The following is a 21639-nucleotide window of genomic DNA, read 5'->3' as shown; positions in this document are numbered from 1 at the left end:
GCGATGGCGGTCACCGTGTCCAACCGCGCCGCCGCCGGCGTCTACCCGGACAAGTCGGGCCCGGTGCTGGTCGAACTGCTGGAGGACCTCGGCTGCCAGGTGGACGGCCCCGTCGTCGTGCCGGACGGCGAGCCGGTCGCCGAGGTGCTGCGGGACGCCGTCGCGCAGGGCTACGACGTCGTCGTGACGTCCGGCGGCACCGGCCTCACCCCGACCGACCGGACGCCCGAGATGACCCGGCTCGTCATCGAGCGGGAGGTCCCGGGGATCGCCGAGGCGATCCGGCTGGAGGGCCGCGACAAGGTGCCCGCCGCGATCCTGTCCCGCGGCCTCGCCGGGCTCGCCGGGCGGACGCTGATCGTCAACCTGCCGGGCTCGACCGGGGGCGTGCGCGACGGCATGGCCGTCCTCGGCCGCGTCCTGGCGCACGCCGTCGACCAGATCGCCGGCGGCGACCACCCCCGCCCCGCCGGCGGCTAGACCCGGACTGGTCGTCCTAGACCTGGACGACCCGGACGCCGGCCTCGGTGAAGGCGGCGACGTCGGCGTCCCCGACGGTGCCGTCGGTGACCAGCACGTCGATCCGGCTCGTGTCGCAGATCCGGGCGAACGCGCGGCGCCCCACCTTCGAGCCGTCCGCGACCACGACCACCTGGTCGGCGCGCTCGGCCATCAGCCGGTTGACGTCCGCCTCGCCCTCGTTGTGGCAGGTCGCGCCGTGCTCGACGGTGACCCCGTTGACGCCGAGGACGGCCACGTCCAGCGTCACCTGGTCGAAGATCCCGGTGGCCAGCGGGCCGGTCAGCTCGTAGGACTGGGGGCGCGGCACGCCGCCGGTCAGCACGATCTTCACGTGCGGGCGGACGGCGAGCTCGGTGCCGATGTTCAGCGCGTTCGTCACGATGGTGATCGCCGGTGAGCCGCCCTCGGCGTGCAGGTCGGCGCGCGTCGCCAGCACCCGCGCCACCTCGGACGTCGTGGTGCCGCCGTTCAGCCCGATGATCGACCCCGGCCGGGCCAGCTCGGCCGTCGCGGCGGCGATGCGCTGCTTCTCCGTCGCGTTGCGCGCGGTCTTGTAGCGCAGCGGCAGGTCGTAGCTGACGCTCTGCGCGACCGCGCCGCCGCGCGTCCGGGTGAGCATCTGCTGCTGCGCGAGCTGGTCGAAGTCGCGGCGGATCGTCGCGGCCGACACCGCCATCCGGGCCGCCGCCTCCTCGACGCTCAGCCGGCCGGCGTCGGCGAGCAGTTCGAGCAGCGCGTTCCAGCGTTCGTGGCGTGTCACCCCGGCCCCTTTCCGGTACGCGGACGGCCCCGCGGGACGGCTCCGGACTGGATTCTAGCGATGCACCACTATGGTCTTTTCTGCTCAGACTTGGTATTGAACAAGCAAGAACACGCAGACGGCTGCAGAGGGAGAGGTCCATGGCGGAGCGCGGCGGCGGGCACACCGAGGCCGAGATCGCGTCCCAGCCCGACCGGTGGCGGCGGGCCGCCGCGACGGCCGCGGACCTCGCGCCGGTGCTGCCCCGCCGCGGCGAGCGGGTCGCGGTGATCGGGTGCGGGACGTCCTGGTTCGTCGCGCAGGCGTACGCGGCGCTCCGCGAGTCCTCCGGGCACGGCGAGACCGACGCGTTCGCCGCGTCCGAGTTCCCGGACGGCCGCCGCTACGACCGGCTGCTGGCGCTGACCAGGTCCGGTACGACCACCGAGGTCCTGGACGCGCTGGCGCGCGTGCGTGGTGCGATCCCGACCGTCGCGATCACCGCCGACGCCGCGACGCCGGTGATGAACGCGGCCGACGAGATCATCGTCCTCGACTACGCCGACGAGCGCTCGGTGGTGCAGACCCGCTACGCCACCACGCAGCTCGTCCTGCTCCGCGCCCACCTCGGCGAGGACGTCTCCGGAGTGATCGCCGACGCCGAGCGGGCCGTCGTCGAGCCGCTGCCCGCCGCCGCCGTCGCCGCGGACCAGTTCACCTTCCTCGGCCGCGGCTGGACGATCGGCCTCGCGCACGAGGCGGCCCTCAAGATGCGCGAGGCCGCGGGCGCGTGGACCGAGTCGTACCCCGCCATGGAGTACCGGCACGGCCCGATCGCGATCACCGGGCCCGGCCGCGTCGCCTGGATGTTCGGCGAGCCGCCGGAGGGCCTCGCCGACCAGGTCGCGGGCGTCGGCGGCACGATGGTCACGACCTCGCTGGACCCGCTCGCCGACCTGGTCAGGGCGCAGCGGCTCGCCGTCGAGATCGCCCGCGCGCGCGGGGACGATCCCGACCGTCCACGGAACCTCACCCGCTCCGTCATCCTGGACGTCCGATGACGAACCTCACGAACGCCCGGATCGTCCTGCCCGGCGGCGTCGCGACCGGCACGCTGCGCATCGACGGCGGCCGCCTCGCCGCGCCGTCCGCCGGCCCCGGCGAGACCGTCGACCTCGGCGGCCGGCACGTCGTCCCCGGCTTCGTGGACATGCACGTCCACGGCGGCGCGGGCGCGTCCTACCAGACCGGACGTCCCGAAGAGGCCGAAAGGGCCGCCCGTTTCCACCTGTCCCACGGGACGACCACGACGGTCGCGAGCCTCGTCACCGGCACGCCCGACGAGCTCGCCAACGCGGTCGCGGGCCTCGCCGACCTCGCCGCCGACGGCCTCATCGCCGGCGTCCACCTCGAAGGCCCCTACCTCGCCCGGGACCGCTGCGGCGCCCACGACCCCGATCTCCTGCGCCACCCCGACCGCGCCGAGTTCGCCCGCCTCGTCCGGCTCGGCCGCGGCCGCCTCCGCATGATCACCCTGGCTCCCGAGCTGCCCGGCGCGCTCGACCTCGTCCGGGACGCCGTGGACGCCGGCGTTCTCGCGGCCGTCGGGCACACCGACGCGCCCGGCGCGACCGCCCGCGCCGCCTTCGATGCCGGCGCCACCGTCGCGACCCACCTGTTCAACGCCATGCGCCCGCTGCACCACCGCGAGGGCGGCCCGGTCGCCGCCGCCCTCAACGACCCCCGCGTCACCGCCGAACTGATCAACGACGGCGTGCACGTCGAGGGCGCCGTCGGACGGCTGGCGTTCCGCGCCGCCCCGGGCCGCGTCGCGCTCATCACCGACGCGATGGCCGCCGCCGGCATGGGCGACGGCGACTACCGGCTCGGTGTCATGGACGTCCGGGTCCGCGACGGCCGCGCCACTCTCGCCGGAGGGACGTCCATCGCCGGAAGCACGATCACGATGGCGGACGCGTTCCGCCGCGCCGTGACCGTCCTCGGCCTGCCCATCGAAGAGGCCGCCGTAGCGGCGTCCCTCATCCCGGCGCGCGCGCTGGGCGTCGACTCGCGCGTCGGCTCCCTGGAACCAGGGAAGGACGCCGATCTCGTGGTCCTGAACGACGACATGTCCGTCCACCGCGTCATGAAGGCCGGCCGCTGGGTGTGACCCGCGCGCCCCCGGACGATTTCCCGGCCACAATGGATGGCGTTCGCAGGTCCTACCAGGGAATCATGGAACCGTGGAACGATTGCGGGGATGGCCGGTCACCCTCACCGAGGGTCCCGTCGGTCTGCGACCGCTGCGGCACCGCGACGCCGCCTCCTGGCGCGAACTGCGGGTCCGCAACGCCGACTGGCTGCGCCCCTGGGAGCCCACCAACCCCGAGACGCCGCTGTTCCGCAGCGGCCTCGGCCCCTACGTCAGCATGGTGCACACCATGCGCCGCGAGGCCCGCCAGGGCCTCGCCCTGCCCTGGGTCGTCACCTACGAGGACCGCTTCGCCGGACAGCTCACCATCGGCGCGATCGTCTGGGGCTCGGCCCGCTCCGCGCAGATCGGCTACTGGGTCGACAAGCAGGTCGCCGGACGCGGCGTCATTCCGACCGCGGTCGCCCTCGCCGTCGACCACTGTTTCTTCACCGTCGGCCTGCACCGGCTCGAAGCGAATATCCGCCCCGAGAACGCCGCCAGCCGCCGCGTCGTCGAAAAGCTCGGATTCCGGGAAGAAGGAATTCGCCGCCGCCATCTGCACATCGACGGCGCCTGGCGCGACCACATCTGCTACGCCCTGACCGTCGAGGACGTCCCCGGTGGCCTGCGGGCCCGCTGGCTGGCCGAACGCAAACAGGCATTTCCCCGGCACACTTGAGTCCGGAGTGACTTTCGCCGCGTAAGAATCCTGCGATCGAGAAGACTCGGCAAACGGAGAGTAACGGCGGCATCGATCTCGCGACACACCGCCCCTTATGCTCGTCAACCTCTGACACCGGCTCGTACCGTGCGGGGCGTGACCCTGCTCCCATTGCACGCCCGCGCGCCGAAAGTCGGCCCGCCGATTCCGCGTGCCCTGGGACGGCCCGAGGCGGTGAGCGCGTGAGCAGCGCCGTCCTCTACCTCGCCATAGTCGCGGTCTGGGCCATCGTCCTGGTACCCATGTGGCTGCGCCGCGACACCGAGAACGCCGGCATCACCCGGCTCCTCCACAAGCGCGCCGACGAGCTCGACGGCGACGAGGAGGCCACCGAGGCGCCCCGGACCGCCGAGGAGGAGCCGCAGGAGGCCGACGAGCCCCAGGAGGCCCCGCGGCCCCGCCGTCCGGTGACCCGCGCCGCCGTCATCGCCCGTCGCCGCCGCCGCACGTCGGGCCTGGCGGCCCTCGTCGTCACCGCCGTGGCCCTCGTCGCGTCCGGTGTGCTGCCCTGGTGGGCGACGGTGCCGCCGACCCTGCTGCTGGCCGGGCACCTCACCCTGCTGCGCGTCGCCGTCGGCATGGACGCCGCCCGCCGCCGCGCCGCGGCCGAGGCCCGCGCCGCCGCCCGCGCCCGCGCGATCGAGGCCCGCCGCGCCGAGCAGGAGACCGAGCCCGCCGAGGTCATCGAGCTGGTCACGCCGGAGGAGGTCTTCGACCAGTACGCCGACGACCGCCGCGCCGTGGGCGAATGACCCGGGCGTGCGCGAGCACCCCTCGGAGTGCGCTAACCTTACAGAGTCCTCGGGGCTGTAGCGCAGTCCGGTAGCGCACCTCGTTCGCATCGAGGGGGTCAGGGGTTCAAATCCCCTCAGCTCCACCCAGGATTCGCAAGTCAAGGGCCTGATCGGAATCTACTCCGGTCGGGCCCTCACTCGTTTGTCACCGAGATGTCATCACGACCGTCCGTCGTCAGACCGGCCGGTCGGCGGGCGCCCTTGCTTTGCGGGCCTGTCGGTGAGCTTACGGAGTGCGAACGTTCGGGCAGCTCAGGCGGCTACTGGCGGGTCACCTCCATAGCCTCGTCCTACGCGGACGCTCCGGAAGGACCGGAGACCGCATGGGCGAGGGGAACGAGGATGAGCACAATCGTCGTCGAGGCACGCGATCTGCGCGTCGGCACCGGCGGCCGGATGGTCGGGGGCTTGTCGCTGGCGGTGCCGGAGGGCGAGATCCATGCGCTGCTCGGCCATCGGGGGGCCGGAAAGACCCTGGTGCTGGAGGCGTTGGCCGGTCTCCGGCGGCCGTGCGGCGGCCGGGTCCGGCTCCGGGGCGCCGATCCCTACACCGAGCGGGACGGGCTGCGGGTCGGCACGGTGTGGCGGGACGGCGGCCTGTTCCCCGGCCTCACCGTCACCGAGGTCCTCGAAGGCTGGCGGCGCTGGACGCTGGACCCGCTGACGGTGGACGAGGCGCTCGCGCTGACCGGGCTGGAGGAGGTCGCCCGGGTGCGGTTCGAGCGGCTGACGGCGGGTGAGCGGCGGCTGCTCGATCTGTCGCTGGCGATGGTGAACCGCTCGGACGTGCTGTTCCTCGACGAGCCGACGTCCGGCCTGGAAAGTGGAACGATCCATCGAATCTGGGCGACGCTGCGCCACGTGGCCGCGGCCGGGACGACCGTGCTGCTCGCCACCCGCGACGCGGCCGAAAGCCGGCGGGCCTCCCGCGTCAGCGTCGTCGACCGGGACCGCTCCTACTCAGCGGGGCGCCGGCTCGGAGCCGCCTGACCGCTGGGGCCTCCGCCGGTGAGCAGGGTTGACAGTGCCATGACGAGCAGGCTGATTCCCACGCCGCACAGCGTCCACAGCACTCGGTAGCCTTCGGCCGAGTAGTGCGAGGGCTGCGGAAGGTCCACCAGGATGAGCACGCCCGCGGCGATGCACGCGCTGTAGAACGTGTAGTTCCAGAAGCGGATCCCCGCGCCGTGCATGAACAGGACGAGCGCCACCATCTGGAGTCCGTGTTCCACCGCGAACAGCCGGAGGCCGTGCTCGCTCGCGGGGACCAGCAGCAGCAGGGCGGCGGCGACGGCGCCGATCAGCGCGCCGGTGAGGCGCTGCGCGGCCACGAGCGTCGCCTGCTCCAGGCTCGGCTTCATCGCGATCATGGCCGCGATCGGGATCCAGTAGCCGTAGGACAGGTCGAGTCCGAAGGCGAGCGCGACGGTTCCGGCGATGGCGAGGGCGCGCACCAGGGCGAAGGCGACCAGCGGTCGGGTCAGCGCCCTGCGTGCGGTGTCGCCGGGGATCTCCGCGAAAGGACGCGGTGCGTCCCCGCGCCCGCTCACCAGCCACCAGATGGACGCCGCCGCGATCCACAGCGCCGCCCCGCCGGTCCAGGCGAGGACCTGCGCCCAGGTGTGGCTGCTGATGTGACCGTGCCGGTGGAGGGTGAACGCGACGCCGATGGTCACGATGAACCAGATGTTGAGAAGCAGGGCGGTGACGAAGCGGTGCACCCCGAAGGCGACGGCCAGCCCCGCCACCAGCGTGATGGCGAAGGCCGCGAGGACCGGCCAGCCCCAGGGGGCCGCCCCGATTCCGAACCCCAGGGCGGTCACGCCCGCGCCGATCAGCGCGAAGAGGCAGATGCGCGACATGCGGCGCCCGTAGCCGCCGCCCGGATCGCACAGCACGGTGAACAGCAGGCCGAACAGCGTGCTGAGCAGGTACTGCTCATGGCCGATCGCCCAGAAGACGAAGAGCGGCACCAGCCCGACGTCCAGGAAGACGACCGCTCGCGGCCAGTTGAGGCCCGCTGGTTCGACCTTGAACACTCTCGCCGCTTGGCTCATGGTCTACTCCCGCTGTCAGGCCGTCCTGCCCGGTCACCGAGGTTCAGCGGATCGTAGGCGCCTGGCCTGGTCAAACACCTGGGCGCGGGCCTGAGCGTGTCCACCTCATGCCTTTGCTCCGGTGCGACCGTCGATCATCTGGAGTTCGAACCCGGCCACCGGACGGCAGGTGGGCGGGGTTTTCGGCAGGATGGGCGGGTGGCGGGAGAATCGTCGTACGTGGAGCGGGTGCCGGCGCCGGCGCTCGCGGCGGTGGCGTCGTTGGTGTGGATCCAGCAGGTCGGGGACGAGCCGCTCGCGCAGCGGATCGTGCCGCACGGCGGTGCCGAGCTGCGGTGCGTCCTCGGTGAGACGCCGCGTCTGCTCGGGCCCCTCACCACGGCGACCTACCATGACATTCCGGCAGGTGGCACGGTCGTCGGAGTGCGCCTGCGACCGGGCGTGCTCGGTGGCCTCGCCGGAATTCCGGCGGACGAACTGGTCGACCAGGACATCGTCGGCACCGATATCTGGCGCGGCCTGAACCGCCTGACGGACCTGCTCGGGGACGCCCCGACGCCGCAGGCCGCGCTCGGCCATCTCCAGTCGTTCGCCGCGCGGTCCGCCGGTGCGGACGACCCGCTGGTGGACGAGGCCGTCCGGCACCTCATGCCGTGGCGCGGCGGGAGGCCGGCGGCCCTGCCCGCGCTGCTGTCCATCTCCGAGCGCCAGTTGCGGCGCCGGTGCCGGGCGGCGGTCGGCGTCGGGGTGAAGGAGTTGCACCGCATCCTGCGTCTGCAGGGGTTCATCGCCCGGGTGCAGGCGTCGGTCGATCGGCAGGACGTCCTGGACGTCGACCTCGCGCGGTGGGCGGTCGAGACGGGCTACACCGACCAGGCGCACCTCGGCCGCGAGTGCCGCCGGCTCGTCGGCGTGACGCCGGGCGTGCTCCTCGCGCAGACGGGTGCGGCGTGCGGGTGCGGGCATGATCACGCCGCGTCCTACCTTCCGATGCTGCGGCCGGGGGATGGCCGTTTTGTACAAGAGCGGCGATCGGTGCCCGCCTAGCGTCGGGCGGGTGAGAACACCCGGCTCGCGTGCTGATCGCGATTCCCAGCGGAATGGAACGACCGTGCTCAACGAGGCCGCCCGCGCCCTTTTCGAGGGGCCGAACATCGCCCATGTCGCCACGCTCCTGCCCGACGGCGGGCCGCACTCGGTGCCGGTCATGATCGACGTCGAGGGCGATCATCTGGCCTTCTTCACCTCGCCCGACTCCCGCAAGGGCCGGAACCTGGCCGCGGACGACCGCATCGCGATCTCCGTGACCGACCGGGAGAACCTGGTGCTGAGCGCGCTCGTGCGCGGACGCGTCGTGAAGCGGGTCGGCGGGGACGAGGGCTGGGCCATCGTCGATCGCATCTTCGCGAAGTACACGGGCGGTCCGTATCCGTCGCGCGAGGACCGCGAGGCGTATCTCGTCGAGCCGGAGCACGTGACCGTCCCGACATTCGGATGAGCCAAGGAGCGGGTGGAATGGCCAGGGTTGTCATGCAGGCCGTGGTTTCGGTGGACGGCTTCATCGCCTACCCCGATGACACGGTGGGGCCGCTGTTCGACTGGTACGGCAATGGTGACGTGGTGGTGCGCGCGAACGATGAATGGCAGTTCCGCGTCAGCCGCGCGTCCGCGGACTACGTCCAGCCTTTCTGGGACGCCGTCAAGGTCACGGTGATCGGACGGCACCTGTTCGACACCACCGACGGCTGGTCGGGCATACCGGCCGCCGGTGAGCAGCTCGTCGTCGTCACCCACCGGCCGCTGCCCGAGGAATGGCGGGCGAGGTTCCCCGACGCGCCGTTCCATACGGCCGACTCGGTCGAGGCGGCCATCACCCGCGCCAAGGAACTCGCCGGGGACGGTCTGGTCTGTGTGTGCGCGGGCGACGTCGGCGGCCAGGCGTTCTCGGCGGGGCTCGTCGACGAGGTGGCGATGGACGTCGTCCCGGTGGTCTTCGGAGAAGGGGTGCGCTTCTTCGGCGGCCACACCGGAACGGTCCTGCTCGGGGATCCCGACGCGGTGGTCCAGGGCGACCGCGTGCTGCACCTGCACTACACCGTCAGGCGCTGACCGGCGCCGTCCAGAGACGACTCCACCAGAGACAACAGGGGTGCGAATGATCCTCGTCACCGGCGGCCTGGGTTCCATCGGGTCGCACACCGCACGGGCACTGCTCGATATGGGCGAGTCCGTCGTGCTCACCGCGCACCGGTCCACCCGGTTGCCCGAGCACCTCGCCGGCGAGCCCGGCGGCCGGGTCGCCGTCGAGCCGCTGGACGCCACGGACGAGACCGCGTTCCTCGGCATCGGGAAGCGGCACGAGATCACCGGCATCGTGCATCTCGCGGCGGGCCGGTACGACATGCCCGATCCTGTCGAGTACCTCCGCGCCGAAACCGCCGCGCTGCTCAACGCGCTCAAGGCGGCGAGGGAGTGGGGCGTGCGGCGGTTCTCCGTCGCCAGTTCCATCGGCGTGTACGCGGGGGTCGACGGATCCCCGTGGCGCGAGGACGTCCCGCTTCCGGTGGTGGCGCCGCACCAGATCCACGCGTTCAAGAAGACCGCCGAGCTGTTCACCGCGCTGGCCGGCGACAGCGCCGGGTTCGAGACGGTGAGCCTGCGGATCGGCACGATCTGGGGGCCCCTCGGCCTGCCCGACTCGCCGTTCTTCCCGCTTCCCCGCCTGCTCAGCGCGGCGGTCCGGGGCGAGGACCCCGATCTCACCCCGCCCCGTCCGCCCGCCTATGCCGAGGACGCCACGGACCTCTGCTACGTGAAGGACTGCGGCCGGGCCATCGCGCTGCTCATGCTCGCGGAGCGGCTGAACCACCGCGTCTACAACGTCTCGACCGGACGGCTGGTGCGCTTCAGCGAGGTGGTCGCCGCGATCAACGCCGCTGTTCCGGACGCGGGCATCGTCCTCCCCGAGGGGCGCAATCCCGACCAGCCTCGGCCCAACCACCTCGACATCACCCGGCTGCGAGAGGACACCGGATTCCGGCCGGAGTATGACGTCGAGAACGCCGTACCGGACTACGTCGACTGGCTCAGGAGGCACGACGGCTGAAGAGCCGGTCCGGGCCGCGCCGGTCGGCCGGCGCCTCGTCCGCTCCTCTAGGCTCACTAGGGTGAATCTGGGCGAAGCGGTACGTATGTGGGACCCGGAACCGGGGTGGCTGAACACCGCGAGCTACGGCATCCCGCCGGAGCCGGCGTTCGCCGCGCTGCAGGACGCGCTGGCCGAATGGCGCCGCGGCGCCACCGGCTGGGACAAGTGGGACCGGTCCACCGGCCGTGCCCGCGACGCGTTCGCGCGGCTGGTCGGCGTCGCGTCCGACGACGTCGCCGTGGGCGCCTCCGCCGCGCAGGTGCTCGCCCCGGTCGCGGCCTCGCTGCCGCCCGGCTCGCGCGTCGTCGTCCCCGACATCGAGCAGACGTCGAACCTGTTCCCGTGGCTGGTGCACGACCTCGACGTGCGCACGGTGCCGCCCGCCGACCTGCCCGGCGCGATCGACGGGCACACGGACGCGGTGGCCTTCAGCCTGGTCCAGTCCGCGACGGGCGAGGTCGCCGACGCCGCCGCGGTCGTCGCGGCGGCGCGCGCGCACGGCGCGCTCGTCGTCGCCGACGCCACCCAGGCGGTCGGCTGGCTGCCGGTCGACGCGACGCCCTTCGACGTCCTGGCCGTCTCGGCGTACAAGTGGCTGATGTGCCCGCGCGGCACCGCCTTCTGCTACGTGAGCCCCGCCGTGCGCGACCGGATCCGGCCGCTCGCCGCCAACTGGTACGCCGGTGACGGCGACGCCTCCTACGGCCCGCCGCTGCGACTGGCCAAGGACGCCCGCCGCTTCGACATCGCCGCCCCCTGGTTCTCCTACGTCGCGGCGGCCCCCACGCTGGAGCTGCTCCTGGAGATCGGCATCGGCGCGATCCACGACCACGACGTGCGGATGGCCGACCGGTTCCGGGCCGGCCTCGGCATGCCGTCCGGCGACAGCGCGATCGTCACCGTCGACCGCCCGGGTGCGGCCGAGCGGCTCGCGGCGGCCGGCGTCAGGGCGTCGGTCCGCAAGGGGGCGGTGCGCCTGGCCTTCCACCTCTACACGACCGAAGCCGACGTGGACGCCGCCGTCGCGGCACTGAGCTGAGCCCGCCCCGGGCGACCGCGCCGGCCGCCGTCAGGGCTCGATCGTGATGCCCGCGTCGGCGGCCAGGACGTCCAGCAGGCTCATCGCGTCCTGGGCGGCGACGATCGCCCCGTCGAACGACCTGATCCCCGCGACACCGGACAGCTCGCAGTCCCGGAAGCGGGTGCCGCTCATGGTCGCGCCGGAGAACTGGGTGCCGCTCAGCTTGCAGCCCTCGAACCGCACGTCGTGCAGCTCGGCGGACTGGAAGCTGGCCTCGCTCAGGTTGCAGTCCGCGAACACGACCGTCCGCAGCCGGGCGAACCGGAAGCCGGCCATGTCCGCGCGGCAGCCGTCGAACCGCACGTCGCGCAGGCCGCCCTCGGTGAGCTGCAGGCCCGTCATGCGGCAGTTGCGGACCTCGGTGTTGAACATCCGCGTGTTGAACATCCGCAGGTTGGCCAGGTCGCAGCCCTCGAAGACGACGTCGGCGAACCCGGCGCGCTGGAGCCGCAACCCGGCCAGGCCGCTGCGGGCGAACCGGCACCGCTCGAACTCCACGTCCTCGGCGTCCTCGGCGTCCCCGGTGGTGAGGTCGGCCTCGCCGTAGGCCAGCGACAGGTACGTCCCGTCGTCGCGCAGCTCCAGCTCGTCGATGCCGGCCGCCGCCAGGTTCTCGGGGAGTGCCGGGGGGCGCGGTTCGCGCGGCGGACGCGCGCGGTGCGCGGCGTGTGGGGTCGCGGACATGACGGCGACCCTACTGCGCCTCCCGCACGGGTCCGGGGCGAGTCAGCCCGCCCGGCCGTCCTGGCGGCCGGATTCGAGGGCGGCGGCGACGAAGGACGCGACCAGCGGACGGCGGTCCTGCTCGTTCCAGGCGAGGACGAGGCGGCTGGGCGGCGCGTCGGTCACGGGGACGCCCACCAGGCCGGGCGGGAGCGGTTCGACCAGCGAACGGGGCAGCATCCCGATCATCCGGCCCACCGTGACCATGTGGAGCAGCTGCACCGCGTCGGCGACCTCCGGGCCGGTGCCGTCGCCTCCGGGGACCCCCTTCCAGCGCGGCAGCGTCTCACCGTCCAGATCCGCCGTCCGGACGGAGGCGCGCCCGGCCAGGCGGTGCCCGGACGGGACGACGGCGACGCGGTCCTCGGCGTGCAGCGTCTCGTGGGCCAGGCCGTCGAGGTCGTCGAACGGCGCGTAGAGCAGGCCGACGTCGGCGCGGCCGTCGCGCAGGAAGTCGGTGCGGTCGGCGGGGCCGCTGAACAGGATGTCCACCCGGCGGGCGTCGGGCCGCCGGGCGTACGCGGCGAGGATCCCCGACAGCAGGCCGGCGTCGCCGCCGGGCTTGAGCACGAGCCGCAGGTGGGCGCGGGGATCGGCGGCGCGGCGGGCGCTGCGGACGGCGGCGGCGACCGCGTTGAGCGCGTGCCGCCCGTGCTCCTGGAGCGCCTTCCCGGGCTCGGTGAGCTCGACGTGCCGGCTGGAGCGGACGAACAGCGGGACGCCGAGCCGGTTCTCGATCCGCCGGATCGCCTTCGACAGCGCCGGCTGGGCGATCGACAGGCGGACGGCGGCCCGGCCGAAGTGCAGCTCGTCGGCGACCGCCATGAAGTACTCGAGTTCGCGGGTCTCCAGTTCGACCATGCCTCCAGGTTATCGCCGGAGGCCGAACCGGTCTTGGACTCCGGAGGCGGGTACGGCCGAGAATCGAAGCATGATCCAGCACACGATGATCGTTTCCTTTGACGAGTCCCTGCCCGACGCCGAGCTCGATCAATACCTCGGTGACATCGAACGCGCCATGCGCGACACCGGTTCCGTCGAGTCGGTCGAGGCCCGGCGCCACATTCCCGTGCCGGGTGAGGAGGCCGTCCCGGCGCTGGTCGCGACCGCGATCGTGCAGGTCGCCGTGGCGGACGCCGGCGCGCTGGCGAAGGCGTTCGCGGCGCCCGCCATCCACGAGGTCATCGACCGCTGGCAGTCGCGGCACCCGTACAAGGTCGCCTGGGCGAACCACGAGCCGCTGGCCTGAGCGGCGCCGCCCGGCTGCTGTAGCTTCGGCTGATGACGATCGGCCTGATCTCCGCCCCCACCAATCTCGGGCTGCGCCCGCCCGCCCCGGCGAGCGTGCCCGGCACCGCCAAGGCGCCCGAGGCGCTGCGTGAAGCCGGCCTGTACCGGCGCTTCGCCGAGCGCGGCGCGCACGAGCGGGGGGTGGTGCTCCCCGGACGGTACGCCGACGACGCCGCACCGGGCGTGCTCCGCAACCAGGCGGCCATCGTGGAGCACGCCCGGCGGCTCGCCGAGCGCATCGGGAGCGTCCGCGCCGACGGGCTCGTGCCGCTGGTGATCGGCGGGGACTGCAGCCTGCTGGTGGGGGCGGGGGTCGCGCTGCGGCGGGCGCCGGGGCGCCACGGCCTGGTGCATCTCGACGGGCACACCGACTTCCGGCATCCCGGTAACTCGGACCGGTGCGCCAGCCTGGCGGGGGAGGACCTCGCCGCCGCGGTGGGCCTGCACTGGCCCGCCGTCGCCGACATCGACGGCCTGAGCCCCTACTTCGCCCCGGCCGACACCGTCCATGCGGGCTGCCGGGACGACGACGCCGCCCTCGACGAGACCACCGCGCTCCTCGGGGCGGTCGTCCCCGCGGCGCGGATCCGGCGGCAGGGCGCCGCGGAGGCCGCGCGCCGGATCCTGGAGGTCGTCGACCGCGACGACCTCGACGGCTACTGGCTCCACCTGGACGTCGACATCCTCGACCTGAGCGTGATGCCCGCCGTCGACTCCCCGGATCCCGGCGGGCTCGACGCCGCCGAGCTGACCGGCCTCCTCGCCGCCCTCGCGCCGCGGGCGATCGGGGCGCAGGTGACCGTCTTCGACCCCGACCTCGACCCGGACCGGAGCCGCGCCCGCCTGCTCGCCGACGTCCTCGCCGCCGGCCTCGAAGCGCTGGGCGAGCGCCGCTGAGCGGGACCGTCCCGGCCCCGGCTACTTGGGCGCGCTGGCCAGTTCCTTGGTGTTGGGACGGGACGGGTGGTCGCGGCCGAGCGGCCCGGCGGCCATGGCGCGGACGAGCGTCCCCGTGACCTGGGTGGTGAACGCGCGGCCGGCGTCGTTGACGCCGTGCCCGCAGGCGCGCCCGCGCATCGCGCACACCCAGCGCATCGTGCCGGTCGCGAACACGCCCGCGCCGCTGCGGGTGGTGTAGTAGGACGCGTGCGCGGTCGCCTGGGCGTTCCCGCAGGTGATCGGCGAGCGCGCGACGATCTCCAAAGTGGACGGCGTCGGGCCGGCGCGGTTCAGCGCGTCCGCCTCGGGGCCGACCACGCCGGGGAAGCGGGTCCCCGCGCGGACGCCGGTGCCGCGGAACAGCCAGAAGTCGGGCTCGTAGACGGTGAACGCCCCCTCGGCCGGGAAGCACATGTACTGGATGCCGATGATGTCGCTCTCCGGTCTTGGCTTCGGCGGCAGCCGCCAGTCCTGCGTCGTCTCGGCCGGGTTCGTCCGGGACATGGGGTCGGCCGTGGAGTCCTTGTAGCAGATGACGAGCCGGTCGGCGCCGAGCGCCGTGCCGCCGAACCGGATGTGCCGGTTGACCGCGTTGGCGCCGAGGAAGGCGATGTTGACGCCGTGGTCGCGGGCCTGCGTCGCGCGCTGCCGCATGGTGGACGACCAGTACTCGTCATGCCCGAGGCTGAGCAGCCCGCGCGCCCCCTCCAGCACGCGGGAGTCGGCGTGCAGGTCGTTGTCCGTCGCGTACGCCAGCGGGACGCCGAGCTTCTCGGCGAGCGCGATGGCGGGCTGCTCGTAGAGCATGAACTTGCTCGCGCCGTTGCCGTCGTAGGGGCGGTCGAAGCTGACCGCGTGGGCGCGGTCGGTCTCGCCGCCGGACGGCCCCTTGTACAGGTCGTAGCCGCCCCACATGTTGTACGCCTGCCAGGTGGTGGTCGCGTTGAGCACGACGACGCGTCCGGAGGCGTTCGGCGAGCGGACGGTCACCGGCACGTACCGCTGCGCGCCCGACGCGGCGGTCAGCCTGATCAGGTAGCTGCCGGCGGGCCAGCCGGAGGTGGGGACGGTCAGCGACGGCCGCCACGGCGCCGACACGGTGCGGGTCGTCCGGTCGATCCGCGGCGCGGCCTGCCGGGCGCCCGCGACCTGCCCGGACCGCCACACGCGCCGCGCCTCCGCGCCGCCGTACCAGCCCATCCGGAACGCCTCGGCGGTGAACCCGGGCGTCGTGGTCGACACGAACAGCCGGAACGATCCCCCGGGCGGCACGCTCACGTGATCGGCGTACCCCTCGATCTCGTGCTCGGCGCCCTTGTGGCGGATCTGCCAGTCAGGCGTGCCGGACTTGGCGTTCTCGGCCTTCTCCGCGACCGCCGCCGCGCTGGGCCGTCCGGAGGACGGGTGGCGGGACGACGTGCATCCGCCGACCAGGACGACCACCGAGAGCATCACCAGCACGACCGGCGCCCCGAGCACGCGCAGGACCGACCCTTCGCGCGGGGGCCGCCCCTTTTCCCCATCGGACACGCCGCACCCACCCCTCCCTGCGTTCTCCGCGGGTGTCCCGTCCGCCGCCACGCACCAATGATCGCTTCCCCCGCCGCGCGGCCGTTTAACCGCCGGTGGCATTCTGGGTAACCGCCGGTGGCGTCAAGGTCGCCTGGAACGTCGCGTACGCCCCCGGAGGTGCGGAACATGCTGGTGGAGGACGGTGCCGTCGCGCTCGACGACCCCGTGGGCGAGTCGCTGCGCGGCGCTCACGCGCACCTCGCCCGACGGGCCGGCAGGGCCGCCACGTACCTCCCGGAGGTCGCGACCTTCGCCGCGGTGTCCGCCGTCCCGGACGCGGCGGAATGGGACGATCTCGCCCGGCTGCTGGGCCGGGGCGAACTCGCCGACCTGTTCAGCAGCCCGGCGGCCCCGCCGCCGGACTGGGAGCCCGTCTTCGTCCTCGACGGTCTCCAGATGCTCTGGCGCGGAGGCGCCGACCCCGGCGATCTCCACGACCGCGACGGCGGCGTGGTGGAACTGGGCGCGGACGGCGTGCCCGAGATGCTCGGCCTCGTCGCGCGCACACGGCCGGGGCCGTTCCGGCCGCGCACCCGCGAGATGGGGACGTATCTCGGCATCCGCGAGAACGGCCGCCTGGTGGCGATGGCGGGCGAGCGGCTCCGGCCGCCGGGCTGGACGGAGATCAGCGCCGTCTGCACCGCGCCCGAGGCCCGCGGGCGCGGCCACGCCGCCCGCCTGGTGCGCGCTCTGGCGGCGCGCGTCGAGGCGCGCGGCGAGCGCTCGTTCCTGCACGTGGCCGAGCAGAACACCGGGGCGATCGCGCTCTACGAGCGGCTCGGCTTCGAGGTCCGCAAGCGGGTGACGTTCCGCGGATTCCGCGTCCCGTAGCGGCCCCTGTCCGCCGGGCCAGGCGGACGAGCCGGCCTGTCGTCCCCGGTGATGCCTATACGGGGCCGATCCGGATAAGTATCCGCTCATGGGCGACCCGGAGAAGGCGACCGGCACGGCGATGGCCGGGCACGGCACCTCCGCGTCCGGGACGAGGGGGCGCGCGGCGCTGATGCTGGGCGCGCTGGGCGTCGTCTACGGCGACATCGGTACCAGCCCGCTGTACGCCCTTCAGACGGTGTTCTCGATCGACCACGGGGCCGTCCACCCCACGCACAGCGACGTCCACGGCGTGATCTCGCTGGTGTTCTGGACGATCACGGTGATCGTGTCGGTGAAGTACGTGACCCTCATCCTGCGGGCCGACAACGACGGCGAGGGCGGCGTGATGGCGCTCGCCGCGCTGGTCCGGCGGGTGCTGGGCGACGTGCGGGGCAGGGCCGCCGTGGCGATGGGGCTGGGGGTGCTGGGCGCCTCGCTGTTCTACGGCGACAGCGTGATCACCCCGGCGATCTCGGTGCTGTCCGCCGTGGAGGGCCTGAAGGTGAGCACGCCGGGCCTGTCGCACGCGGTCGTGCCGGTCGCGGTGACGATCCTCGCGCTGCTGTTCCTCGCCCAGCGCTGGGGCACGCACCGGGTCGGCAGCCTGTTCGGCCCGGTCATGCTGGTGTGGTTCGCGGCGCTGGCGGCGGCCGGCCTGGTCGAGGTGGTCGAGCGGCCCGCCATCGCCCGCGCCCTGCTGCCGTCCTACGCCGTCGAGTTCATCGCGGACCGCCCCTACACCGCGTTCATCGCCATGGGCGCGGTCGTCCTGGTGATCACCGGTGCGGAGGCGCTGTACGCCGACATGGGGCACTTCGGGAAGGCCCCCATCCGCCGGGTCTGGTTCGCGGTCGTGTTCCCCGCGCTGACGCTGAACTACCTCGGCCAGGGCGCGCTGATCCTCGACGACCCGCGCAGCATCCGGAACCCGTTCTTCCTGCTGTACCCGCACTGGGCGCGGCTCCCGATGGTGGTGCTGGCGACCGCCGCGACGGTGATCGCCTCCCAGGCGGTGATCTCCGGCGCGTTCTCGGTGTCCCGCCAGGCCGTCCGGCTCGGCTACCTGCCGCCGCTGCGGATCAAGCACACCTCGCCGCGCGAGATCGGCCAGGTCTACCTGCCGGCGATCAACGGGATCCTGTTCGCCGGCGTGCTGATCCTCATGCTCGGCTTCCGCTCGTCCGGCCGGCTGGCGACCGCGTACGGCATGGCCGTCACCGGCACCTTCCTCATCACCACCGCGCTGTTCCTGGTCATCGCGCGGGTGGCCTGGCGGTGGGCGGCCTGGAAGCTCGTGCTGACCGGGGTCGTCGTCGGCGGCGCGGAGATCACCTACTTCTCCGCGAACCTCACCAAGGTCACGCACGGCGGCTGGCTGCCGCTGCTCATCGGGCTCACGGTGTTCACGCTGATGACGACCTGGGAGCGCGGGCGGGAGATCGTCACCGCCAACCGGAACTCCAAGGAGGGTCCGCTCCCGGAGTTCATCGAGAAGCTGCACCGGGACGGCGTGCGGCGGGTGCCCGGCACCGCGGTCTTCCCCCATCCGACCAAGACGACGACGCCGATCGCGCTGCGCGCCAACTTCGAGCACAACCACGTCGTCCACGAGCACGTCGTGATCGTCTCGATGGTGTCGGAGAACGTCCCGTACATCCCGATCGAGGAGCGGCTGAGCATCGACGACCTCGGGTACAGCGACGACGGGATCGTCCACGTCACCGTCCGGCACGGCTTCCAGGACCGCCAGGACCTGCCGGCGGAGCTGCGCCGCGCGGCCCGGCTGCCCGGCGCCGAACTGCGCTTCGACCCCGACCGGGCCTCCTACTTCCTGTCCTACGGCGCGCTGCGGCTCACGCGCGCGTCCGGCATGCGCCGGTGGCGCAAGCGGCTGTTCCTGGCGCTGGCCCGCAACGCCGCGAATCCCGCCGAGTACTTCGCCCTGCCGGAGACCCGCACCGTCCTCATGGGCTCCCGGATCGACCTCTGACGCCCGGCCGCCGCGTGCCGGAACGAGGACCGTCCGGCGGAGCCGGCCCCATCGGGTTTACCGTGTCCGCACATGTCCTGGCATATGAGGCGGGGGGCCGGATGTACCCACGACGGTTCGGGCGCTACGAACTGCTGGCGGAACTCGGTGCCGGCGGGATGGGCACCGTCCACCTGGGACGCGCGCCGGACGGGCGGATCGTCGCGCTGAAGACGATGAACGGGGCCACCGTCGGCAGCGAGAGCGGGCACCGCCGGTTCGAGCGGGAGGCGGCCGCGCTGCGGAAGGTCGACGATCCGCACGTCGCCGCGTTCGTCGAGGCCGACCTCGCGGGCCCGGAGCCGTATCTGGTCACCGAGTACGTCCAGGGTCTGCCCTTGGAAGCGCTCATCGCGGACGGGCCGCTCGCGGCGGACGGCCTCGACCGCCTCGGGCTCGGCCTCGCGCGCGCTCTGGAGGCCGTGCACGGGGCGGGCCTGGTCCACCGCGACGTCAAACCGGCCAACATCATCATGCCGAGCGGGAGCCCGGTCCTCATCGACCTCGGCGTCGCTCACCACCTCGACCGGACCCGGATCACGACGATGCCGATCGGCACGCTGCGCTACATGGCGCCGGAGCTCCTGGCAGAGCAGCGGCCGACGGGGGCGGCGGACGTGTTCGGCTGGGGCGCGGTGATGGCCCACGCGGCGACCGGCCGGCCCTGCTTCCCGGCGGACACGATCCCGGCGCTCGTCCACCAGATCCTCACGATGGAACCGGACTTGTCCGGCCTGCCCGGCTGGCTGCGGGACATCGTCGCGCGGGCGCTCGCCAAGGAACCGGCGGACCGCCCGTCCGTCCGGTCGCTGCAGGAGGCGATGACCCGCCGGCCGCAGGTGGAACTGCTCCAGGCCGCGTACGCCGCCGCGCGGGCGGAGCACGACCACGCCCGCGCCGAAGGGATCGCCTTCGGCCTGCACGCCGTCGCCGTCGCCGCCGAGGACCGGGTGCTGGCCGCGAGCAGCCTGCTCGACCAGGCGCACGCCGCGCGCTACGCGGGCGGGTTCGGCCGCGCGGAGACCCTGTTCGAGCAGGCCAGGGAGGCGTCCGCCGCCGTCGGCGCCCGCCGCGACGAGGGCTGGGCGTGGGACGGCCTCGGTGTCTGCCGCCGCCACCGCAAGGACGACGATCTCGCGCGGGCGGCCTTCGCGGAGGCCCTCGCCATCGCCGAGGAGGTCGGCGACGCCGAGCTGCGCGCCTGGAACCTGTGCAATCTCGGTGACCTCGCCCTGCGGCGGGAAGACCTCACGACCGCGGTGGCCCGCTACGAGGAGGCGATCGAGGCGTCCCAGGGGCATCCGGGCATCGAGCTCGACGCCCTGCAGGGCAGGGCGCGTTGCGCGCGCAAGCAGAAGGAGTACGGGACGGCGGAGGAGCTCCTCGAACGTGCGGCCCGCCGCGCGGAGGAGGTCGACGACCTGCGGGCGGCGGGCTGGGCCTGGTACGACCTGGGCGAGGTGGCGCGCGAGCACCGCGACCACGAGCGGGCCACGACCGTGCTGGAGACCGCTCTGGGCATCGCGACCCGGCTCGGCGACTGTCTCATGGAGGGCTGGACCCTGTGCAAGCTCGCCAGCTCCCTCCGCGACACGGGCGCCGCCGGTGAGGCCGCCGCCGCGTACGAGCGGGCGCGGGACGTCGCCGGCTCTCTGAACGACAAGGAGATGCGGAAGTACGCCGAGAGCCGCTTGGCCGCGCTGCCCCAGCACTGACCAGCCCGGTGCCCCCCGGCGGCCTAGGTGAACGCGGCCTGCAGCGGTGGTGCGGTAGACGTGGGGCATGAGGCTGCGCGACGAGACCGAACGCGTCCTGCGGGCGTGGAACGCCCATGAGACGGCCCGCGGCGGGTCCCCGATCATCGACTTCGACTGCCGTCCGGAGGGGGTGGAGCCCGAACCGGCCTCCGACCGGCTGGCCGTCCACCGGCGGCTCGCGGAGCTGCGCGCGGACGCCGCCGGACCGGTGGCGGCGCGCCTGGACGCCGACCTCGCCTACCTCGGCGCCCTGCTCGGCGAGCGGCCGCCCCTCGGCGACTACGTCCGCAGGACGCAGGGGTGCGGCACCGCCGGGTGGCCCGAGGAGTACGTGGCGGAGCGCGGCGACCGGGCCCGCGCCGCGCTGTCCGCCCTCGGTATCGGCTGGGGGCCGGACGCCAACGCCGAACTCCGGGAGCTGGAAGGGCCCTTGGACGTCCGCGACGCCCCGGACGCCATCCGGCAGGCCGCAGCCGAACTGGAGCCCGCCGTCCGGGAGGCGACGGGCGGCACCGCCGAATACACGCTGACCATCGAGACCGCCGAGGTGGACGCGTACTGGGCCTACTGGCTGGACGGTGCGGGCCACGACGTCCGGCTCCGGCTCAACCTCCCGAACGTCGCGTTCACCGAGTCCGGCGCCCGGCAGTTCGCGCTGCACGAGGTGCTCGGCCACGGGCTGCAGAGCGCGAGCCTCACCGAGCGGGCGTCCGCCGAGGACGTCCCGTGGGTGCGGCTGCTCAGCGTCCACGCACCGCATCAGGTGATGCTCGAAGGGCTCGCCCAGGCGTGGCCGCTGTTCCTCCTGCCCGGTGACCGGGTGCTGACGGCGCGGGTCCGGCTCGGCCACTACGTGCAGCTCGTCCTCGCCCAGGTCCACCGCGCGATCAACGCCGGGACGCCCGCCGCCGAGTGCGCCGCCCATCTGCGCGCGGCCGTCCCGTGGATGACGGACAAGGCCATCGCGGGCGCCCTCGCCGATCGGGGGGCGAACCCGGAGCACCGCTCCTACATGTGGGCGTACCCGGCCGGGATGGACTGGTTCGCGGCCCTCGCCGAGGCGGGCGGCGAGACGTCCCGGGAGGTGCTGCGGGCCGCGTACCGGGCCCCGCTCACCCCGTCGGACCTCGCCGCGCTCTGGCCGGACGGCCCGGTCATCGGCGGTCCGGGCGCCCCGTCCGCCCTGCCGAGGTGACCGGC

The 21639-nt window shown here is 73.5% G+C and carries 22 protein-coding genes and 1 tRNA gene; 18 read left to right on the top strand and 5 right to left on the bottom strand.

Features of this window, described 5'->3' with window-relative positions:
• Positions 1-3: 3 nt before the first annotated feature.
• Positions 4-480 carry a MogA/MoaB family molybdenum cofactor biosynthesis protein gene (locus tag amrb99_RS09725; protein ID WP_241755398.1) on the top strand — a complete coding sequence of 159 codons (477 nt, stop codon included), beginning with the start codon at positions 4-6 and terminating at the stop codon, positions 478-480.
• A gap of 16 nt (positions 481-496) precedes the next feature.
• Here the strand turns inward: amrb99_RS09725 and amrb99_RS09720 are convergent, their stop codons facing one another.
• Complete coding sequence (locus amrb99_RS09720; protein WP_190854947.1) at positions 497-1282, bottom strand: DeoR family transcriptional regulator; 786 nt, start codon at positions 1280-1282, stop codon at positions 497-499.
• Positions 1283-1422: 140 nt separating this feature from the next.
• Between amrb99_RS09720 and amrb99_RS09715 the strand changes: the two genes are divergently transcribed.
• The 6 genes from amrb99_RS09715 to amrb99_RS09690 all read left to right on the top strand — a co-directional run bounded on the left by amrb99_RS09715 (position 1423) and on the right by amrb99_RS09690 (position 5960).
• Positions 1423-2322, top strand: a complete 900-nt coding sequence (locus amrb99_RS09715; protein WP_190854934.1) for an SIS domain-containing protein — start codon at positions 1423-1425, stop codon at positions 2320-2322.
• On the top strand, positions 2319-3431 hold the full coding sequence (gene nagA / locus amrb99_RS09710) for an N-acetylglucosamine-6-phosphate deacetylase (RefSeq protein WP_190854923.1): 1113 nt from the start codon (positions 2319-2321) through the stop codon (positions 3429-3431). Before amrb99_RS09715 ends, nagA begins: the two co-directional genes overlap by 4 nt.
• An 82-nt stretch (positions 3432-3513) precedes the next feature.
• Entirely contained in the window at positions 3514-4134 is a 621-nt protein-coding gene (locus tag amrb99_RS09705; RefSeq protein ID WP_190855017.1) for a GNAT family protein, read from the top strand.
• A 224-nt stretch (positions 4135-4358) separates the two neighbouring features.
• On the top strand, positions 4359-4928 hold the full coding sequence (locus amrb99_RS09700; protein ID WP_190854915.1) for a hypothetical protein: 570 nt from the start codon (positions 4359-4361) through the stop codon (positions 4926-4928).
• Positions 4929-4979: 51 nt separating this feature from the next.
• Positions 4980-5053 (top strand) — tRNA-Ala (locus tag amrb99_RS09695).
• 259 nt (positions 5054-5312) lie between these two features.
• Entirely contained in the window at positions 5313-5960 is a 648-nt protein-coding gene (locus amrb99_RS09690) for an ATP-binding cassette domain-containing protein (RefSeq protein ID WP_190854912.1), read from the top strand.
• On the opposite strand, the gene amrb99_RS09685 is transcribed toward amrb99_RS09690, so the two are convergent.
• Positions 5927-7027, bottom strand: a complete 1101-nt coding sequence (locus amrb99_RS09685; RefSeq protein ID WP_190854909.1) for an FUSC family protein — start codon at positions 7025-7027, stop codon at positions 5927-5929. The two genes, amrb99_RS09690 and amrb99_RS09685, sit on opposite strands and share 34 nt — an antisense overlap.
• Before the next feature lie 198 nt (positions 7028-7225).
• Between amrb99_RS09685 and amrb99_RS53040 the strand changes: the two genes are divergently transcribed.
• The 5 genes from amrb99_RS53040 to amrb99_RS09660 all read left to right on the top strand — a co-directional run bounded on the left by amrb99_RS53040 (position 7226) and on the right by amrb99_RS09660 (position 11214).
• Positions 7226-8074 carry a helix-turn-helix domain-containing protein gene (locus amrb99_RS53040; protein WP_190854907.1) on the top strand — a complete coding sequence of 283 codons (849 nt, stop codon included), beginning with the start codon at positions 7226-7228 and terminating at the stop codon, positions 8072-8074.
• Between the two features lie 64 nt (positions 8075-8138).
• A complete protein-coding gene (locus tag amrb99_RS09675) occupies positions 8139-8525 on the top strand; it encodes a pyridoxamine 5'-phosphate oxidase family protein (RefSeq protein ID WP_206699882.1) in 387 nt (128 codons plus the stop codon).
• 17 nt (positions 8526-8542) lie between these two features.
• Positions 8543-9136: a dihydrofolate reductase family protein gene (locus amrb99_RS09670; protein ID WP_190854906.1), complete on the top strand. Its 594-nt coding sequence runs from the start codon at positions 8543-8545 to the stop codon at positions 9134-9136.
• A 46-nt stretch (positions 9137-9182) separates the two neighbouring features.
• A complete protein-coding gene (locus tag amrb99_RS09665) occupies positions 9183-10133 on the top strand; it encodes an NAD(P)-dependent oxidoreductase (RefSeq protein ID WP_190854904.1) in 951 nt (316 codons plus the stop codon).
• A gap of 61 nt (positions 10134-10194) precedes the next feature.
• Positions 10195-11214, top strand: coding sequence for an aminotransferase class V-fold PLP-dependent enzyme (locus tag amrb99_RS09660; protein ID WP_190854901.1), 1020 nt, complete (start codon positions 10195-10197; stop codon positions 11212-11214).
• A 30-nt stretch (positions 11215-11244) separates the two neighbouring features.
• Here the strand turns inward: amrb99_RS09660 and amrb99_RS09655 are convergent, their stop codons facing one another.
• Both amrb99_RS09655 and amrb99_RS09650 read right to left on the bottom strand, forming a co-directional pair.
• Entirely contained in the window at positions 11245-11940 is a 696-nt protein-coding gene (locus tag amrb99_RS09655) for a pentapeptide repeat-containing protein (RefSeq protein ID WP_190854898.1), read from the bottom strand.
• Between the two features lie 42 nt (positions 11941-11982).
• Positions 11983-12840, bottom strand: coding sequence for a LysR family transcriptional regulator (locus amrb99_RS09650; RefSeq protein WP_190854896.1), 858 nt, complete (start codon positions 12838-12840; stop codon positions 11983-11985).
• A gap of 70 nt (positions 12841-12910) precedes the next feature.
• Between amrb99_RS09650 and amrb99_RS09645 the strand changes: the two genes are divergently transcribed.
• Entirely contained in the window at positions 12911-13228 is a 318-nt protein-coding gene (locus amrb99_RS09645; protein WP_190854894.1) for a hypothetical protein, read from the top strand.
• 32 nt (positions 13229-13260) lie between these two features.
• Positions 13261-14166 carry an arginase family protein gene (locus amrb99_RS09640; protein ID WP_190854892.1) on the top strand — a complete coding sequence of 302 codons (906 nt, stop codon included), beginning with the start codon at positions 13261-13263 and terminating at the stop codon, positions 14164-14166.
• Between the two features lie 21 nt (positions 14167-14187).
• On the opposite strand, the gene amrb99_RS09635 is transcribed toward amrb99_RS09640, so the two are convergent.
• A complete protein-coding gene (locus tag amrb99_RS09635; RefSeq protein WP_206699881.1) occupies positions 14188-15738 on the bottom strand; it encodes a N,N-dimethylformamidase beta subunit family domain-containing protein in 1551 nt (516 codons plus the stop codon).
• Between the two features lie 168 nt (positions 15739-15906).
• Between amrb99_RS09635 and amrb99_RS09630 the strand changes: the two genes are divergently transcribed.
• The 4 genes from amrb99_RS09630 to amrb99_RS09615 all read left to right on the top strand — a co-directional run bounded on the left by amrb99_RS09630 (position 15907) and on the right by amrb99_RS09615 (position 21634).
• On the top strand, positions 15907-16611 hold the full coding sequence (locus amrb99_RS09630; RefSeq protein WP_190854889.1) for a GNAT family N-acetyltransferase: 705 nt from the start codon (positions 15907-15909) through the stop codon (positions 16609-16611).
• Positions 16612-16699: 88 nt separating this feature from the next.
• Entirely contained in the window at positions 16700-18643 is a 1944-nt protein-coding gene (locus tag amrb99_RS09625; RefSeq protein ID WP_241755397.1) for a potassium transporter Kup, read from the top strand.
• Positions 18644-18744: 101 nt separating this feature from the next.
• Entirely contained in the window at positions 18745-20397 is a 1653-nt protein-coding gene (locus tag amrb99_RS09620; protein WP_190854886.1) for a serine/threonine-protein kinase, read from the top strand.
• A 67-nt stretch (positions 20398-20464) separates the two neighbouring features.
• Positions 20465-21634: a hypothetical protein gene (locus amrb99_RS09615; RefSeq protein ID WP_190854884.1), complete on the top strand. Its 1170-nt coding sequence runs from the start codon at positions 20465-20467 to the stop codon at positions 21632-21634.
• Positions 21635-21639 lie beyond the last annotated feature (5 nt).

The organism is Actinomadura sp. RB99 (assembly GCF_014706005.1).
In the GTDB taxonomy this organism is placed as follows: domain Bacteria; phylum Actinomycetota; class Actinomycetes; order Streptosporangiales; family Streptosporangiaceae; genus Spirillospora.
The sequence above is the reverse complement of the archived record's forward strand: the minus strand, read 5'-3'. Positions and strand labels throughout refer to the sequence as shown.